This is a genomic window from Mesorhizobium sp. M0590 (assembly GCF_040320905.1).
GTDB lineage: Bacteria > Pseudomonadota > Alphaproteobacteria > Rhizobiales > Rhizobiaceae > Mesorhizobium.
Genome location: NZ_JAMYQN010000018.1, coordinates 43,102 through 58,098, shown reverse-complemented (window position 1 = coordinate 58,098; position 14,997 = coordinate 43,102). Strand labels below are relative to the sequence as shown.

Sequence of the window (14,997 nt, the reverse complement as noted above, 5' to 3'; positions counted from 1 at the left end):
CCTGTAGCCGAACGGCGCTATCTGGACTTGATGACGCTGTCGGTATTGGCCAGCAGCTTGCGCACCGCATTGCGCGCCGCGTCCGGCCGCTGCAGGCGGATGCTCTTCTCGATTGCCTCATGCAGCCTCTGCGCATGCTGCAAATCGTCGAGTTCCCGCGTGGTATAAGCAAATAGATGATCGAATGCCGATTCGATCAGCACGCCGAGCGGCACCAGCAGATCGTTGCCCGAGGCCCGCAGGATGGCGAGATGAAAACGCGTATCGGCGCGCGTCCGCTCCTGCAGGTTGGTCGCCTCACCCATCTCGCGGCAGGCCTGGCTGATCTCGGCCATCTGCTCGTCGGTGCGCCGCATGGCGGCAAAAGCGCTGGCCTCCGGCTCGATGATGTGGCGGAATTCCTGCACGGTCCTGAGGAACACCTCACGATCCGGCGAGGTCGCGTACCAGGCCAGCACGTCGCGATCGAGCAGGTTCCAGCGTTCCTTCGGCTCGACCCAGCTGCCGATTTTGGGACGTGACGACAGCAGGCTCTTCGCCATCAGCATCTTGATGGCCTCGCGCACCGCCGAGCGGCTGACGTCGAAGGTCTCCGACCATTTGGCCTCATTGGGCAGGATGGTTCCCGGCGGATAGTCGCCGCGCACGATCCTCAGCCCGATTTCGTTGGCCAGCGACGCGTGAACGCTCGACCCCGGCATGCGCGCCGCATCGGCCCGGCGGATACCGCTCGTGCGTTCGGCGAACGCCTCGGCCGCTGTCTTTCCCTTATTCGGCTTCGCGTCCCGCATGGCTCCACAAAGTCCGGATTTGGAGGCGTGTCAAGGAGATGAGATCGCCGGCAATATCTCAGTCTGATTTTCCGCATCCGTCCCCTCGCCGACACCGCGCTTTGCCGAGCGTTCACGCCGGGGAGGTACGAACGGCTTCTCTTTGTCCCGACTGAATTCCTCGATCAGGAAATCAAGGAAGACGCGGATTTTCGGGGCAAGATGCTGCCGTGCCGGATAGACCGCGTAGAGCGTGGTTTCGACCTTTTCCCAGTCATCCAGAGCCGATTGCAGCCGGCCTGCTTTCAGGTCGCTCTCGACATAGGGATAAGGGATCAGGCTGACGCCGAAGCCGGCGCGCAGCGCATCGCGCACGGCAAGGCTTGACGAGACCGTGTATCGTCCGTCGATGGCGATCCGCTCGGCGCGGCCGTCCTTGCGGAATTCCCATATGTCCGCATGCCCCGAGAGGCTGAACCGGATGCAATTGGCCGCCTTCAAATCGGCAGGCGTCTTGGGCCGGCCATGCTCCTCGAAATAGGACGGAGCTGCGCAAAGCACGTGCGGCATGACCGCAAGCTTTCGGGCGACCAGGCTGGAATCCTCGAGATTGTCGCTGCCGCGAATGGCAAGGTCAAATCCCTCCCGCACGATATCGACGCGCCTGTCGTCAAGGTGCAGATCGAGCTTCAAATCGGGATAGCGCGATAGAAACGCGGGCATGGCAGCCGAAAGCCGCGTCAACGTGACAGTCATCGGCGCGCTGACCCGCAACGTGCCGCTCGGCGCCGTCTTGATCGGGCCGAGCACCCGGTCGGCCCTGGCCAGCGCATCGAGCCCCTGCGTGACATGCTCCAGGTAGATCCTGCCCTCTTCGGTCAGCGCCATGCGCCGCGTCGTCCGGTTGATGAGCCGCACCCCCAGATCCGCCTCCAGCTCGGCGATGTTCTTGCTGATGGCGGGTGGCGAGAGACCGAGCCGCCGTCCGGCTTCGGCAAAGCTGTTCAGTTCCGCCACCTGGCGGAAAACCTGCAACGCCGTCAGGCGATCCATCTCACCATTCTCTTCTAGTAAACAATGTCTTTCAATTATCGCATATTATCGCTCCTTGGTAAATTGTCTATCTGCTTTCCGAACGACTTTCTCAGGTTTGGAATGACATGATGACCAACCCCACAATCTCCCTTATCGAGCGACGCATATCGGCCAATCGGTTCGATGGCTCGCACGCATTGACGGATGCCGAGGTCGAGGAACTGGCACGCCTCGCAACGCGCGCGCCAACCGCCTACAACCTTCAGAATTGGCGGTTCATCGCCGTGCGGACGCCGGAAGCAAAGGCACGATTGCGCAGCGTGGCGCATGGCCAGGCCAAGGTGCAGGAGGCAGCCGTCACGTTCATCATCTGCGGCGTACTGCCCGACCACGCTGCCCTCGATGCAAGGCTGCGTCCTTTCGTGGAAGCCGGCTTCATGCCGGTGGATATGGCTTCGGGCTGGCAGGAAGGCGCCCGCGCACAATATGCCGATCCTCTAGCAGCCCGCGACGAAGCGGTGCGCTCGGCAACGCTTGGCGCCGCAACGCTGATTTTCGCGGCCGAAGCGCTGGGCCTCGGCTCCGGTCCGATGGCCGGCTTCGACGCCGAAGGCGTGGCCCGCGAGTTTGGCCTTGGGCGCAATGAAGTGCCGGTGATGCTCATCGCGGTCGGCCGCGCCGCGCCCGGCAACTGGCCGCAAAAGCCGCGCCGCCCTCTTGCCGAAGTACTGGAAATCTTATGAAAACGCGCCGTTTCGATCTGTTGCTTACAGCCATTGCACCCGCGATATGGGGCAGCACCTATATCGTCACCACGCAGTTCCTGCCGAACTTTTCGCCGATGACGGTCGCAATGCTGCGGGCCCTGCCCGCCGGATTGCTGCTGCTGGCGATCGTTCGGCAACTGCCGACGGGCATCTGGTGGCTGCGTAGTTTCGTCCTCGGAGCCCTCAACATCTCGATTTTCCTGAGCATGTTGTTTGTCGCCGCCTACCGGCTTCCGGGCGGGGTCGCGGCGACCGTGCTGTCGGTCCAGCCATTGATTGTGATTTTCCTCGCCGCTGCCCTGCTTGCCAGCCCTGTCCGCCGGTTGGCGATTGTCGCCGCCCTTGTCGGGATCGCCGGTGTTGCATTGCTGGTGCTGACCCCGAACGCGACGCTCGATGCGGTCGGCGTTGCCGCCGGCCTCGCCGGGGCGGCCTCAATGGCCTTCGGCAGCGTGTTGAGCCGCAAGTGGCAGCCGCCAGCATCGCTGCTCGCCTTTACGGCATGGCAACTGACTGCCGGCGGTCTGCTGCTCGTTCCAGTGGCTCTGCTTTTCGAGCCTTCCATCCCGCTCCCGACCGGCGCCAACCTGCTTGGACTGGCGTGGCTCGGGCTAGTCGGTGCGGCGCTGACCTATGTCCTCTGGTTCCGGGGCATTGCGCGACTCGAATCCGCAGTGGTGTCATCGCTGCTTTTCCTCAGCCCGGTGACGGCCGTGCTGCTTGGATGGGTATTCCTGGATCAGACCCTGACCTTGCCTCAAATCGCCGGCGTCGTTTTCGTCATCGGCAGCATCTGGCTGGCTCAACGCCCCAAACGCAACGAGTCCTGAGCCTGGGTGGGAGTGGGTGAAAATTCGATCAAGACGGATGGCCGAAGACGGTTAAAATAAGCGCGACCGCACCGAAGCTGCAGACGAACACAACAGCACCATATGCAATCACCCGGCGCGGTATCAGGAACCGGGCTGACCAAAATCCAGCACGAACCCTTGCGTCTCGCTTCCCCAGTCGTTTGCTCCATGGAAGGTTCTGCTCATCAATTGACCCATAGAAGTCGGTGCGCAGAAGTATGCTTAGGAGTGCGACGAACATGCCCGCGAAACTCAGGGCCAAGACAACGACACACGCCGTTATTGGAACAAACAAGTGAGGATTGTTCGCCCACTCGTACTTCAAATGTCCTCACTCCCCTGCCTTTTGGCCGCGAACCATAGGCTTCTCTGCCTCTTTGGCTTGGATCAGCGCGACGATATCACTGATTTCCCAAAGCTCGCCAGCGACGCCAGCGGTCGGTGATGTCTCAGTTTGAAATTTGAAATATGCGAAAGCGCCTATCCCGGTTTTGTCGGCCAAGGCGGAAACGCCTATATGCTTACCCGAAAAAGCATGGAGAGCGACAGTGCTCAGTTTCACGCAAGATGGATTGGAGGGCTGGACGTTCGTGGCTGACGAGATATCGGTTGGCCACTACCGAATCCGTGGCCGTCATTTTGACGGTCGTTCGGTCGAACGCCACGGGTCCGACTACGATGCCCTTAAAACTGAAGGTATAAATGATGCGAGGACGCTTGGGGCGAGGCTGAATGCCAACCGGACCTAAAGGCCAGAAGCGCCCCGCCGACGTGATCGGCAACGCCGTCCGCGTCATGCGCATTGCTACCGGCAAGGAAGCCGACGACGTGCAGGACGACGGCAAAGACCCTGCCGCAAAGGCACTTGGCGCAAAGGGCGGAAAGAAGCGCGCCGAGACCATGACGCCGGTGCGGCACGCCGAGATCGCTAGGAAGGCTGCTGAGAAGCGTTGGGCGGCTAAGAGATAAGTTTCTCTAATTCCGTAAGTGTCTCGATATGGTCATCGGTCGAGAGCGGCGCTAGTGAAAAGAACGTGTGGGAATCCCAAGCATGACCAACGCGCCGTTCAAGACGGAATGGATCTGGCGCTGGCCCCTCAAGGCTGCCAACAAAGCTAATCCCAACCCCACGGAATTCATCATTAGGGCCGCCATAAGATACAATTTTTGAGCCTACCAGTTTGCTGAAGCCGCTCATTTTTGTGAAGAGCGTGTCGAACTTCCCTAAAAATTCAACCTCTATAGCGCTACTATACGCCCTAAAGAGCGATGAAGTATCTACTTCGACGCCAGCGGCTTTTGTCGCGCCTATAAAGTCGTCAATGAAAGCATCACAGACAGTAGTGCCATCTGCGCTATAGGCTTTTATGCCGCGTAAAAAGATTTGGAGGTCCACAATGTGGCCTTCAAAGTTGCCCCTGAGAAACTTAACCCCTGCATCGTAGTCAAAATCAGCTAGGCGTTGTGGTGACTCTAGAAATCCGTATCTTGCATTAATTGCCCGGACGGCATTGCCGCCATAGACCGCCGGATTGGCCTCAACGTTGAACGTTACCGATCTGATAGCGCTAGAAGGAAGAACCTTGAGTAGTCTCATTGGATGCCGTTTTGGGTTATATTCTCAATATTTCGCGGGATGGAAAACGGCTGGATGGTCGCTCTTTTTTTGGCTTGCGCAGGCTTCGCTTCTAGGAAGTCCTGATCCCTAGTGCCGTATAGAAATTGCCTTTGTGAGAGGCTCTCCTGAATGGTTTCGGGCTGAAGGGCCTTATCGGACATATCCGCTGTTCGCTGTAAGAAATCGGGGTAAGACACGAATTGGACGAGCAGAGCGACATCCAAGCCGCTCGCAATGTCGAGTAGGGTCTGCACTGTGACTTTGCCGTACTCGGTGCTCTCCAACCGTGAGATAACGCTTTGCGTCTTGCCGGTTTTTTGCGCGAAATCGGCCTGCGACATGTGAAACTTTCTTCGCAAAGCTTGTATTTGATACGCAATTCCACCCCGCACTTGAGTATGCAGGAACCCATCACGGTATTCTTTGCGTAGGAATTTCGGTAGGCTATTCAGGACGCTCACAGCGATCAGCCTTCTCTCTTCCAGCCTCAATTTCTTTCTTCAAGTAATATGCACTACTGAGAACACCTTTCGGTGTGTAGACGTTCTGTTTATGATTTCCAATAGCAACAACGACGAATTCTCTCCGCACGGTTCTGTCAAAAAAGCCAAATATCCTCCACTTCACTAATCCGTTTAGCCTAACCTCCACGAGCCCGTCTTCCAACACTTTCGAATAGGGCATCTGGAAATTCGGTATCTGCTCCAATATTTTGAACGTAGAGTCGTGGGTACCCTGAAAGCTTGGATTGCTATCGTACCAATGTCGCCACAGGTTTGGCCTAGTCCCATCCACATAGCATCGGTATGTCAATTTTTCCATAGCAATTTTGCGATATTGGATTTCTAGGGCCTGCCCCGGCAATCCCCAGAGTGGAGCACGAATCCCACTACTTAGATACGCCAACTGACAAGCTGCCCCTGAAAACCCGCGCCCGCTACGGCCCCACGGTGCGGACTGACGCAAGGAAGACCCGCATCGAATCTGGCGCACGTCAGCACGTCGCTCGGTGAACGGCAGATCCTTACCATGCGCATGCAGATGCGCCCCCTTACGCGCCTGGCTAATGCGTTCTCAAAGAAAGTTCGAAAACCGCGCTTACATGGTTGCGCTGTACACCGGCTGGTGCACTTCATCCGTGTTCACAAGACTCTGAAAAATGTCCAAATTTCAAAACTGACTCACTACCACCTAGGCCGCCGACTTGAGTCGACGGATTGTTCGGCACTATGATCAAGCGCCGGAGGATCTGCCGATGCCACAACGCCCCTATGATGAGCGTCTGCTCCGTCAGGCGTTCGAAGTCGCGCGCAGGGCCCGCGATGCTGGCGAACATCCCTTTGGTTCGCTCCTCGCCGACAAAGACGGCAATGTGTTGCGCGAGCAGCCCAACGGTTACAAAGCCGGCGGCGGCGACCGCACCGCTCATGCCGAAAGGCTGCTGGCCTCGTGGGCGGGGATGAATGTCAGTCTCGAAAAGCTGGCCTCCTGCACCCTCTACACGTCGGCCGAACCTTGCGCGATGTGCTCCGGCACAATCTATTGGGCGGGCATCGGACGGGTCGTCTTTGGGCAGAGCGAACATGACCTCAAGGGGTTGACGGGCGCACATGTCGAGAATCCCACACTCGACCTGCCCTGCAGGATCGTCTTCGAAGCCGGGCAGCGTCCGACTGAAGTCGTCGGCCCGCTGCTTGCCGATGAAGCGGCGCAACTCCAGGCCGAATTCTGGAAAGACAAGTAGGGTCAGGACTCGTTGATTCAGAGGCAGAGGTGAGTGCCGACGTGGACAACGACCTGAAGCAATTCCAGGAAAAGTGTGAAACGATTTTCCGCCCGGAATTGCCTCAAAACAAAAAATATAGGTCGGTTCGGCGTTTCCGTGAACGACAAAACAGTTTCTAATTCAAAGGCCGGCGAGCAATTTCTTAAGTAGAGCATTAAGAGTTTCCTGCTCCGCCGACGTCAGCACGGAGATTAATTGCTCTTCCAGCGCCACCATTGGACCGATCAAATCGTCTATCGCGCGCTTGCCGCCGGTCGTCAGCGCAATTTGCTTGCCGCGCCGGTCGGCGGGATCGGGGCGTCGTTCAACCAGCCCAGCGCGCTCCAGCCGGTCCAGGCGGCTGGTCATGCCGCCCGAGGAGATCATTGCCGATTCGTAGAGCTGAGTAGGTGAAAGCATATAGGGTTCACCGGCGCGCCTAAGCGGCGTGAGCACATCGAACTCACCTACATTCAGGCCTGCTTCTTTGAGCAACGGGTTCATGTGATCGCGGATAACCCGTGCGGCGGCATCAAGCAGACGACCTACCGTTTCAACAGGTAACGACGGAAGATCGGGGCGCTCGCGGGCCCATTGCTTAGCTGCGGCCTCGGCGCGATCCATGGCAAATATTCCCTCGGCAAAATGTATCTTGCAATCAAGATACATTGCATCTACTTACATTGCAGCAAGACAATAGCGCAGCGCGCAGCCTTGGAGAAGGAGAAATCGATGCCCAAAATGATTTTCGTGAACCTGCCTGTCCGTGACCTGTCGGCGTCGACGGCGTTCTACGTGGCGCTAGGCGGCACTGTGAACCCGCAGTTTTCGGGCGAGAAATCCACCTCGCTCATGTTCTCGGACACGATCGGGGTGATGCTGCTGACCCATGACCACTACCGCGAATTCACCAAACGCCCAATCGGCGACGCACGGCGCGACAGCCAGGCAATGATCGTCCTCACTGTCGATAACCGCGACGCCGTCGATGCAACACTGACCAGCGCGGTTGCGGCGGGCGGTCGCGCCGATCCCAACCCCGCACAGGATCTTGGCTTCATGTACAACCGCCACATTGAAGACCCGGATGGCTACGTCTGGGAAATCGTATGGATGAACCCGACTGCGAACGCCTGAACCTAGGGTGTGGGCGCATCGGTCGTAGCCGGTGTAAGCCTGGAGTCATGACGAGCAATTCGGGGCTGGCCCAGTGGCGGCTCCGCGTCAGCTGCGCCCGTCAGGTCGTCTTGACATATTTCCGCCAGCTGTGTTCCGGCCGGAAGCCGAGCACGTCCCGCGCCTTGCGGTTGGAGAGCAGCGTCTCGTATTCGCCGAGTTCGCTCTTGACCGGCACATCGGGATAAAACCGCCTCAGGAGTTCGGCTGTCGGCAGATCGGACGAGGTGTCGTCATTGGCGGCATTGAACACTTGGTAGCCGAGCCCGTCCTTCTCGATGGCGCGCAGCGTGATCTGGCCGAGGTCGCGCGCATCGATATAGCTCCAGGCGATCCGCTTGCGGAAACCCGCATCGGCGAACCATTTCGGAAACAACGAATATTCATGCGGCTCGATGACGTTGCCGATGCGCAAGGCATAAATGTCGAAGCCGCTGCGCAGCGCAAAGGCGCGCGCCGTCTTCTCGTTGACCACCTTGGATAGCGCGTAGCTGTCCATCGGATCGACGTCGTACGCCTCATCGAGCGGGAAATGCGTCGGGTTGCGCGGCTCGTTGGCGAAGACCAGCCCGTAGGTCGTTTCGCTGGAGGCGATCACCACCTTGCGGATGCCGAGCTTCACCGCGGCCTCGATGACGTTGTAGGTGCCGAGCGCGTTGATGCGGAACACCTCATTGTCGGGCGTGATCATGATGCGCGGGATCGCCGCGAAATGCACAACGGCATCGATCGGTTGCGAACGCAGCGACGGGTCGAATTCGTGCAGGCCGATATAGCTCGACAGCGCATTGAACACCTGCCCGCTGTCGGTGATGTCGGTGATCAGCGTGCGCACCTTGGGATTGTCGAGCGGCTTGGTGTCGATGTTGAGCACCTGGCAGCCCTGCTCGACCAGATACTGCACGACATGGCGCCCGGCCTTGCCGCTGCCGCCGGTGAACATGATCCGCTTTGTCATTTTGCTCTCCACATTCCCTGGAATTCATGTGTATTGTCAGACAATATCGAACTCTGCAATCGCCTGCCATGGCATGCGGCAAAAACCGCCTCAACAATTCGCCGGCAAGGTGCAGCGCCGTCATCCATCACTGCAAATAGGACGAAACGACATGAACACGACTGCCGCGAGTGAAAAGATTGGCTTCATCGGGCTTGGCCTGATGGGGCACGGGATCGCGAAGAACATCGTCGACAAAGGTTATCCGCTGACGTTTCTCGGCCGCAAGAACCGCAAGCCCGCGGAAGACCTGCTCGGCCGGGGCGCCAAGGAAGCGGCGACCTCGCGCGACGTGGCGGCGGCATCGACGGTTGTCTTCATCTGCGTCACCGGTTCCCGCGAAGTCGAAGCCATCATTCGGGGTCCAGGCGGCCTCAAGGAGGGCCTGAAGCCGGGATCGGTTGTCGTTGACTGTTCGACCTCGGATCCTGTCTCGACGGTGGCGCTGGCCGCCGAACTCAAGGCGCTCGGCGTCGACTATGTCGATGCCCCGCTCAGCCGCACCCCGAAGGAGGCTTGGGAAGGCACGCTCGATGCCATGGTTGGCGCGCCCGACGCGGTCTTTGCCCGGCTGAAGCCGGTGCTCGAAACCTGGGCCGGGCGCATCGTCCATATCGGCGACACCGGTGACGGCCATCGCATGAAGCTGCTCAACAATTTCATCTCGCTCGGCTACGCCGCGATCTATTCCGAGGCGCTGGCGCTGGCGCAGAAGGTCGGCATCTCGCCGCCGCGCTTCGACAGCGTCATCCGCAACGGCCGCATGGATTGCGGCTTCTACCAGACCTTCATGCGCTGGACGCTGGAAGGCGACCGCGACGCGCACAAATTCACCATCGCCAATGCCTTCAAGGATCTCACCTATCTCGAGTCCATGGCGGGTGCTGCCGGCATCGCCAACCCGCTCGGCAACGCCACCAAGAACGCCTTCGCCGGCGCCTTTGCCACCGGCCCCGCCGATCAGTACGTGCCGATGCTGGCGACGCATATCGGCAAGGTCAACGGCGTCGACCTCATGCCGACCAGGGATGGCAAGAAGCAGACGATCTGAGGCTTGTGCGATACGCCCGGTACACTGCCTTCAATCGAGGCCGGCGCTGCCCCTCATCACCCTGCCGGGTACTTCTCCCCGTATAGTGACGGGGAGAAGGACGCCTTCGCCAATGATTTCGCCAACTGCCTGCGTTGCAAGCCAACTGCCTGCGTTGCAAGAACAGCCCCTTCTCCCCGTCACTATACGGGGAGAAGGTGGCGGCAGCCGGATGAGGGGCAGCACCAACCTATATGACAAATCAATAGCGCAACCGGGCAGATGACGTCGTCGGTGTTGTCGAAAAGTCGGTGCATTGCAACACGCAACGTCCGATCGAAGAGAAAGCCAGAAACAAAAAACCCGCCTCGGTGGGCGGGTCGTTGGAGCCAATTAGCACCATACCGAAATTAGTAGCATAGCTGCCGGCACAAAGCAAGAACAAAATATGCCCCCCGGTCGCACAAAGCTCAACGGTGTCGACGTCATGCCGGCCAAGGATGCGAAAAATGCAGACGATCTAAGCGCATGGGCAATGCGCACGGCGCGCTATTTTTCAATCAACGCCAGCGCCGCCCCTCATCGCCCTGCCGGGCACTTCTCCCCATATAGTGACGGGGAGAAGGACGCTTTCGCTGATGATTTCGCCAACTATTTCCATTGCAAAAGAGTGTGCCAAGATCGCGGCCAGCCCCTTCTCCCCGTCACTATACGGGGAGAAGGTGGCGGCAGCCGGATGAGGGGCGGCGCCGGACTTTGCGGTATAAATCACCGGCGCGACCGGCCGATGACATCGTCGGTGTTGGCAAGAAGCCTGTGCACCGCGGCGCGGGCTGCGGCGGGCCGCTGCAGGCGGATGTTCTTCTCGATCGCCTCGTGCAGTGCCTGCGCCCGCCGCTGATCGCTGGTCTCGCGGGTGACGAACTGGAACAAATGGTCGAGCGCCGATTCGATCAGCACGCCGAGCGGCACCAGCAGATCGTTGCCCGAGGCGCGCAGGATGGCGAGGTGAAACCGCGTGTCGGCGCGCGTGCGCTCCTGCAGATTGGTTGCCTCGCCCATCTCGCGGCAGGCCTGACTGATCTCGGCCATCTGCTCGTCGGTGCGCCGCATCGCGGCAAAGGCGCTGGCCTCCGGCTCGATGATGTGGCGGAACTCCTGCACGGTCCTGAGGAACACCTCGCGGTCCGGCGAGGTCGCATACCAGGCCAGCACGTCGCGATCGAGCAGGTTCCAGCGCTCCTTCGGCTCGACCCAGCTGCCGATTTTCGGGCGCGAGGCAAGCAGGCTCTTGGCCATCAGCATTTTTATGGCTTCGCGCACCGCCGAGCGGCTGACGTCGAAGGTCTCCGACCATTTGGCTTCGTTGGGCAGGATGGTTCCCGGCGGATAATCGCCGCGCACGATCCTCAGCCCGATTTCGTTGGCGAGCGAGGCATGCACGCTCGAGCCGGGAAAGTGCGCGGCATCGGCACGCCGAACGACGGCCGGCCGCTCAGCCTCTGCCTTGAATTTGGCGGGTCGCTTTTTTGATGTCGCGTCCGGCATTGGTATTCCCCGGCGGCTGCTTGTCGAAAGCCTGAACTCAGGGCACGACAAAGCAGCGGCCTACGCTCCAAAGCAGCGTCGCCTCGTGCGTTTTGTATGGACAGTGCGAACGGGGGGCCCCGCGAGCCGGGGCCCCCCCAAAACGAAACAACAAATTGGTGACGGGGTTGGCGGGGGGCGTGGGGGATTAGTGCGGGGGGGGGGGCCCCCCGAAACTGCGAACCTACTTCTGGATGCAGGTGTCGACGGTGTCCTTGGTGCATTCGTCGAGGCCGGTGAACACCGGATCGGCGACCGGCTTGCCGTCGACCAGGTCGATCATCACCGAGGGCGCCTTGTAGCCCATCTCGAACGGCCGCTGGCCAACCAGCGCGGTCACCAGTCCGTCACGGGCAATCGCCACCTCGTCGCCGATCGTGTCGGCGGCGCCGATGACGAAGGCGTTGCTGGCGATCTTGTCGGCCATCGGCTTGAACAGGTCGCGGTAGGGCTGCGGAGCGCCGAACAGCGGCCAGCCGCCCATGATGCCGAAGGCGTCGAGATCGGGATTGGCGGCGAGGATGTCGGTCATCGCCTGCACGCCCTTGGCGCCGTCGTCATTGGTGAACACCGGGCAGCCGGCAACTTCCGTCCAGCCGCCTTCGCCTGCCAGCGCCGCGAGGCCGTCCTTGCCCGACAGCGCGTCACGCATGCCCTGCGCGCGGCGCAGGATGTTGTCGGCGGCCGGATTGCCTTCGATGGTGCAGATCTTGCCGCCATTCGGCTTGGCCTTCTTGATGTATTCGCCGATCTTGTGACCCATCAGGTAATTGTCGGTGCCGAGATAGGTCTTGCGCAGCGCCGCATCTTCCTTGCTGAGGTCGGCGTCGAGGGTCATGATCGGGATCGACGGATTGGCGCTTTTGATCGTCTGCGCGATCAGCGGCGCGTTCGATGGCGAAATCGCCATTGCCACCGTATCGGGCTTGCTCAGCATGTCCTGGACGATCTGGGCTTCACCGGCCTCATCCGAGGTCGACGCTGGTCCGGTGTAGAAGCACTCATATTCCGAGCTGGCGTTTTCCTTGTTCCACTTCTCGCAACCCTGGTGGATGGCCTCGAAGAATGGATTGTCCAGACCCTTCACCACGATGACGAGCTGTTTCTTGGCCATAGCCGGCCCGGCACCCAACGCCATGACGGCGGCGGCAGCGAGCAATAGTGATTTCCTCATGTCAGTCCTCCCTTTGAAACAAACGGACACGGCGTGCCCGCCACACACAGATCGACCCGGAGCAAGATGACAGAGGACGTCGCACTCGTGTCGCCAAGCCAGGTCGATAAGCATTTTCATATTCAGTCTCAGACCGGCACCGACAGATACTGCTGGTTGCCAAATCCCTGACCGACAAACCCTCACCGATTCCTCCCGGCAACCCCGGGGGATCGGCGCAAGCTCCTCCGACACTTAGCTAATATCGCCTTGTCACCGACGTCAATGCTATTTGTCCTACAAAACTGATTTTTCGAAAGAAGCCGTGGTTGACGCCAAGGTGGCTTATGCGTAAATGGGCAAAATCGCTGCCTCCGGGAGGAACTGGGGAGAGCGAAAGGCCGCGGCAGAACCGCAGGCCGCAAAGCACGGGGAGGCAAGAAGGCTGGTGGCGGTTCTCGAACTCACCAACATCTCGAAGCATTTTGGCGCCATCCAGGCGGTCAACGACGTTTCGTTGTCGATCGAGGCCGGACAGGTTGTCGGCCTGATGGGCGACAACGGCGCCGGCAAGTCGACGCTGGTCAAGATGATCGCCGGCAATTTCCCGCCGAGCCATGGCACGATGCAGATGGACGGCAAGGAGCTGATCCTGCACAAGCCGGTCGAGGCGCGCCAGCACGGCATCGAAATCGTCCATCAGGACCTGGCACTGTGCAACAATCTGACGGCCGCCGCCAACGTCTATCTCGGCCGTGAATTGGGCCGCGGCCTCGGGCCGCTTCGCATCCTCGACTATGCTGCGATGTACAAGCGTGCCGGCCAGATCTTCGCCGAGCTGAAATCCGAAACGCGCCCGCGCGACCTGGTCAAACAAATGTCGGGCGGCCAGCGGCAGGCGGTGGCGATCGCCCGCACCATGCTTTCGCAGGCCAAGATCGTGCTGATGGACGAGCCGACGGCGGCGATCTCGGTGCGCCAGGTCGCCGAGGTGCTGAACCTGATCCGCCATTTGCGCGACCAGGGCATCGCCGTCGTGCTGATCAGCCACCGCATGCCCGACGTCTTTGACGTCGCCGACCGCGTCATCGTCATGCGGCGCGGCCGCAAGGTCGCCGACAAGACGATCGCATCGAGTTCGCCGGAAGAAGTCACCGGGCTCATCACCGGCGCCATCGAACAGGTATGATTGACGCCTCAACCATGAGTAAAAAAGGTCGATAATGGCAGTCACCCTTGATCAGACGATCGCGCACAAGCAGCACACCTTGCTGAGCAAGGTGTTTGCCAGCCAGACCTTCTGGGTGGTGATCGCGGTCATCCTCGCCTGCCTGTTCCTGTCGGTGGCCACGGATTCCTTTGCCACGACCAAGAACCTCTACAACATCACCCGCAACGTCACCTTCGTCGCCATCGTGGCGCTCGGTATGACCTTCGTCATCATCACCGGCGGTATCGACCTGTCGGTCGGCTCGGTGCTTTGCCTGTGCTCGATGGTGCTGGCCGTGACCATGCATGCCGGCTACGGCATCGAGATAGGCATTGGCGCTGCGATCGCGACAGCGCTGATCATCGGCGCCTTCAACGGGGTTCTGATCGCCTATCTCGGCTTCCCGCCCTTCGTGGTGACGCTCGGCATGCTGTCGATCGCACGCAGCCTTGCCATGGTCGCCTCCAACAACACCGTCGTCTTCCAGTTCGGGCCGGATCACGACAAGCTGCTGGCGCTGGGCGGCGGCGCCTGGGTGTTCGGCATCGCCAATCCGGTGCTTTACATGATCGTGCTGGCGTTGATCACCGGCTTTGTGCTGCGCTGGACGAAATTCGGCCGGCACATCTTCGCCATCGGCGGCAACGAGCATGCGGCAACGCTGACCGGCGTTCCGGTGCGCCAGATCAAGGTCGTCGTCTACATGATCTCGGCATTGGCGGCTGGCCTTGCCGGCATCATCCAGACCGGCTGGCTGGGCGCGGTCACCACCAATCTCGGCAACGGCATGGAGCTTCAGGTGATCGCCGCCACCGTCATCGGCGGCGCCAACCTGGCCGGCGGCATGGGCACGGCCTTCGGTGCGGTCGTCGGCGCGGCGCTGATCGAGGTCATCCGCAACAGCCTCGGCCTGCTCGGCATCAATGCCTTCTGGCAAGGCGTGTTCATCGGCGGCGCCATCCTGCTCGCCGTGCTGTTCGACCGCATCCGCAATTTCAGGCGCAACGACTGACGTTCAAGCGCAGCCTCCCCCTTCTC

At 60.3% G+C, this 14,997-nt stretch carries 18 protein-coding genes; 8 read left to right on the top strand and 10 right to left on the bottom strand.

The window, feature by feature from the left end:
- Nucleotides 1-17: 17 nt before the first annotated feature.
- Together NKI52_RS25395 and NKI52_RS25390 are read right to left on the bottom strand one after the other, a co-directional pair.
- Nucleotides 18-791 (bottom strand): FadR/GntR family transcriptional regulator, encoded by a 774-nt coding sequence (locus tag NKI52_RS25395; protein ID WP_352700197.1) that lies wholly within the window; start codon nucleotides 789-791, stop codon nucleotides 18-20.
- 30 nt (nucleotides 792-821) lie between these two features.
- Complete coding sequence (locus NKI52_RS25390; RefSeq protein WP_352700196.1) at nucleotides 822-1,823, bottom strand: LysR family transcriptional regulator; 1,002 nt, start codon at nucleotides 1,821-1,823, stop codon at nucleotides 822-824.
- 110 nt (nucleotides 1,824-1,933) lie between these two features.
- Here NKI52_RS25390 and NKI52_RS25385 point away from each other — a divergent pair, with 110 nt between their 5' ends.
- Entirely contained in the window at nucleotides 1,934-2,548 is a 615-nt protein-coding gene (locus NKI52_RS25385; RefSeq protein ID WP_352700195.1) for a nitroreductase family protein, read from the top strand.
- Nucleotides 2,545-3,402, top strand: coding sequence for an EamA family transporter (locus tag NKI52_RS25380; RefSeq protein WP_352700194.1), 858 nt, complete (start codon nucleotides 2,545-2,547; stop codon nucleotides 3,400-3,402). The genes NKI52_RS25385 and NKI52_RS25380 overlap by 4 nt, the downstream gene beginning before the upstream one ends.
- A 352-nt stretch (nucleotides 3,403-3,754) precedes the next feature.
- On the opposite strand, the gene NKI52_RS25375 is transcribed toward NKI52_RS25380, so the two are convergent.
- Nucleotides 3,755-3,925, bottom strand: coding sequence for a hypothetical protein (locus NKI52_RS25375; RefSeq protein WP_352700193.1), 171 nt, complete (start codon nucleotides 3,923-3,925; stop codon nucleotides 3,755-3,757).
- 230 nt (nucleotides 3,926-4,155) lie between these two features.
- Here NKI52_RS25375 and NKI52_RS25370 point away from each other — a divergent pair, with 230 nt between their 5' ends.
- Nucleotides 4,156-4,392, top strand: coding sequence for an RNA-binding protein (locus NKI52_RS25370; RefSeq protein WP_352700192.1), 237 nt, complete (start codon nucleotides 4,156-4,158; stop codon nucleotides 4,390-4,392).
- On the opposite strand, the gene NKI52_RS25365 is transcribed toward NKI52_RS25370, so the two are convergent.
- Genes NKI52_RS25365 through NKI52_RS25355 form a run of 3 tightly spaced genes read right to left on the bottom strand, consistent with a single transcriptional unit; the run spans nucleotide 4,382 to nucleotide 5,725 of the window.
- Entirely contained in the window at nucleotides 4,382-5,020 is a 639-nt protein-coding gene (locus tag NKI52_RS25365; RefSeq protein ID WP_352700191.1) for a hypothetical protein, read from the bottom strand. The genes NKI52_RS25370 and NKI52_RS25365 overlap by 11 nt on opposite strands.
- Nucleotides 5,017-5,433 carry a helix-turn-helix domain-containing protein gene (locus NKI52_RS25360; RefSeq protein WP_352700217.1) on the bottom strand — a complete coding sequence of 139 codons (417 nt, stop codon included), beginning with the start codon at nucleotides 5,431-5,433 and terminating at the stop codon, nucleotides 5,017-5,019. Before NKI52_RS25360 ends, NKI52_RS25365 begins: the two co-directional genes overlap by 4 nt.
- Nucleotides 5,434-5,485: 52 nt before the next feature.
- Nucleotides 5,486-5,725, bottom strand: coding sequence for a hypothetical protein (locus NKI52_RS25355; protein ID WP_352700218.1), 240 nt, complete (start codon nucleotides 5,723-5,725; stop codon nucleotides 5,486-5,488).
- A 571-nt stretch (nucleotides 5,726-6,296) separates the two neighbouring features.
- On the opposite strand from NKI52_RS25355, the gene NKI52_RS25350 reads away from it, so the two are divergent.
- A complete protein-coding gene (locus NKI52_RS25350) occupies nucleotides 6,297-6,785 on the top strand; it encodes a nucleoside deaminase (protein WP_352700190.1) in 489 nt (162 codons plus the stop codon).
- Between the two features lie 162 nt (nucleotides 6,786-6,947).
- Here the strand turns inward: NKI52_RS25350 and NKI52_RS25345 are convergent, their stop codons facing one another.
- Nucleotides 6,948-7,430: a MarR family winged helix-turn-helix transcriptional regulator gene (locus NKI52_RS25345; protein WP_352700189.1), complete on the bottom strand. Its 483-nt coding sequence runs from the start codon at nucleotides 7,428-7,430 to the stop codon at nucleotides 6,948-6,950.
- Nucleotides 7,431-7,538: 108 nt separating this feature from the next.
- Here NKI52_RS25345 and NKI52_RS25340 point away from each other — a divergent pair, with 108 nt between their 5' ends.
- A complete protein-coding gene (locus tag NKI52_RS25340; RefSeq protein ID WP_352456261.1) occupies nucleotides 7,539-7,943 on the top strand; it encodes a VOC family protein in 405 nt (134 codons plus the stop codon).
- 100 nt (nucleotides 7,944-8,043) lie between these two features.
- On the opposite strand, the gene NKI52_RS25335 is transcribed toward NKI52_RS25340, so the two are convergent.
- Complete coding sequence (locus tag NKI52_RS25335) at nucleotides 8,044-8,940, bottom strand: NAD-dependent epimerase/dehydratase family protein (protein ID WP_352700188.1); 897 nt, start codon at nucleotides 8,938-8,940, stop codon at nucleotides 8,044-8,046.
- A gap of 151 nt (nucleotides 8,941-9,091) precedes the next feature.
- Between NKI52_RS25335 and NKI52_RS25330 the strand changes: the two genes are divergently transcribed.
- The gene (locus NKI52_RS25330; protein ID WP_352700187.1) at nucleotides 9,092-10,030 is read left to right on the top strand and encodes an NAD(P)-dependent oxidoreductase; all 939 of its coding nucleotides are present in this window, start codon (nucleotides 9,092-9,094) and stop codon (nucleotides 10,028-10,030) included.
- A gap of 747 nt (nucleotides 10,031-10,777) precedes the next feature.
- Here the strand turns inward: NKI52_RS25330 and NKI52_RS25325 are convergent.
- Together NKI52_RS25325 and NKI52_RS25320 are read right to left on the bottom strand one after the other, a co-directional pair.
- Entirely contained in the window at nucleotides 10,778-11,557 is a 780-nt protein-coding gene (locus NKI52_RS25325) for a FadR/GntR family transcriptional regulator (RefSeq protein WP_352458921.1), read from the bottom strand.
- 223 nt (nucleotides 11,558-11,780) lie between these two features.
- Entirely contained in the window at nucleotides 11,781-12,770 is a 990-nt protein-coding gene (locus NKI52_RS25320; protein WP_023675805.1) for a sugar-binding protein, read from the bottom strand.
- A 427-nt stretch (nucleotides 12,771-13,197) separates the two neighbouring features.
- Between NKI52_RS25320 and NKI52_RS25315 the strand changes: the two genes are divergently transcribed.
- Entirely contained in the window at nucleotides 13,198-13,938 is a 741-nt protein-coding gene (locus NKI52_RS25315) for an ATP-binding cassette domain-containing protein (RefSeq protein ID WP_352700186.1), read from the top strand.
- A 34-nt stretch (nucleotides 13,939-13,972) separates the two neighbouring features.
- The gene (locus NKI52_RS25310) at nucleotides 13,973-14,971 is read left to right on the top strand and encodes an ABC transporter permease (protein ID WP_254820532.1); all 999 of its coding nucleotides are present in this window, start codon (nucleotides 13,973-13,975) and stop codon (nucleotides 14,969-14,971) included.
- The last annotated feature ends 26 nt before the right edge of the window (nucleotides 14,972-14,997 follow it).

Excerpts from the sequence above, each read along its gene's own strand:
- NKI52_RS25395 (WP_352700197.1), bottom strand. The coding sequence starts at position 791 with ATGCGGGACGCGAAGCCGAATAAGGGAAAGACAGCGGCCGAGGCGTTC.
- NKI52_RS25390 (WP_352700196.1), bottom strand. The coding sequence starts at position 1,823 with ATGGATCGCCTGACGGCGTTGCAGGTTTTCCGCCAGGTGGCGGAACTG.
- NKI52_RS25385 (WP_352700195.1), top strand. The coding sequence starts at position 1,934 with ATGACCAACCCCACAATCTCCCTTATCGAGCGACGCATATCGGCCAAT.
- NKI52_RS25380 (WP_352700194.1), top strand. The coding sequence starts at position 2,545 with ATGAAAACGCGCCGTTTCGATCTGTTGCTTACAGCCATTGCACCCGCG.
- NKI52_RS25370 (WP_352700192.1), top strand. The coding sequence starts at position 4,156 with ATGCCAACCGGACCTAAAGGCCAGAAGCGCCCCGCCGACGTGATCGGC.
- NKI52_RS25365 (WP_352700191.1), bottom strand. The coding sequence starts at position 5,020 with ATGAGACTACTCAAGGTTCTTCCTTCTAGCGCTATCAGATCGGTAACG.
- NKI52_RS25355 (WP_352700218.1), bottom strand. The coding sequence starts at position 5,725 with ATGCCCTATTCGAAAGTGTTGGAAGACGGGCTCGTGGAGGTTAGGCTA.
- NKI52_RS25350 (WP_352700190.1), top strand. The coding sequence starts at position 6,297 with ATGCCACAACGCCCCTATGATGAGCGTCTGCTCCGTCAGGCGTTCGAA.
- NKI52_RS25345 (WP_352700189.1), bottom strand. The coding sequence starts at position 7,430 with ATGGATCGCGCCGAGGCCGCAGCTAAGCAATGGGCCCGCGAGCGCCCC.
- NKI52_RS25340 (WP_352456261.1), top strand. The coding sequence starts at position 7,539 with ATGCCCAAAATGATTTTCGTGAACCTGCCTGTCCGTGACCTGTCGGCG.
- NKI52_RS25335 (WP_352700188.1), bottom strand. The coding sequence starts at position 8,940 with ATGACAAAGCGGATCATGTTCACCGGCGGCAGCGGCAAGGCCGGGCGC.
- NKI52_RS25330 (WP_352700187.1), top strand. The coding sequence starts at position 9,092 with ATGAACACGACTGCCGCGAGTGAAAAGATTGGCTTCATCGGGCTTGGC.
- NKI52_RS25325 (WP_352458921.1), bottom strand. The coding sequence starts at position 11,557 with ATGCCGGACGCGACATCAAAAAAGCGACCCGCCAAATTCAAGGCAGAG.
- NKI52_RS25320 (WP_023675805.1), bottom strand. The coding sequence starts at position 12,770 with ATGAGGAAATCACTATTGCTCGCTGCCGCCGCCGTCATGGCGTTGGGT.
- NKI52_RS25310 (WP_254820532.1), top strand. The coding sequence starts at position 13,973 with ATGGCAGTCACCCTTGATCAGACGATCGCGCACAAGCAGCACACCTTG.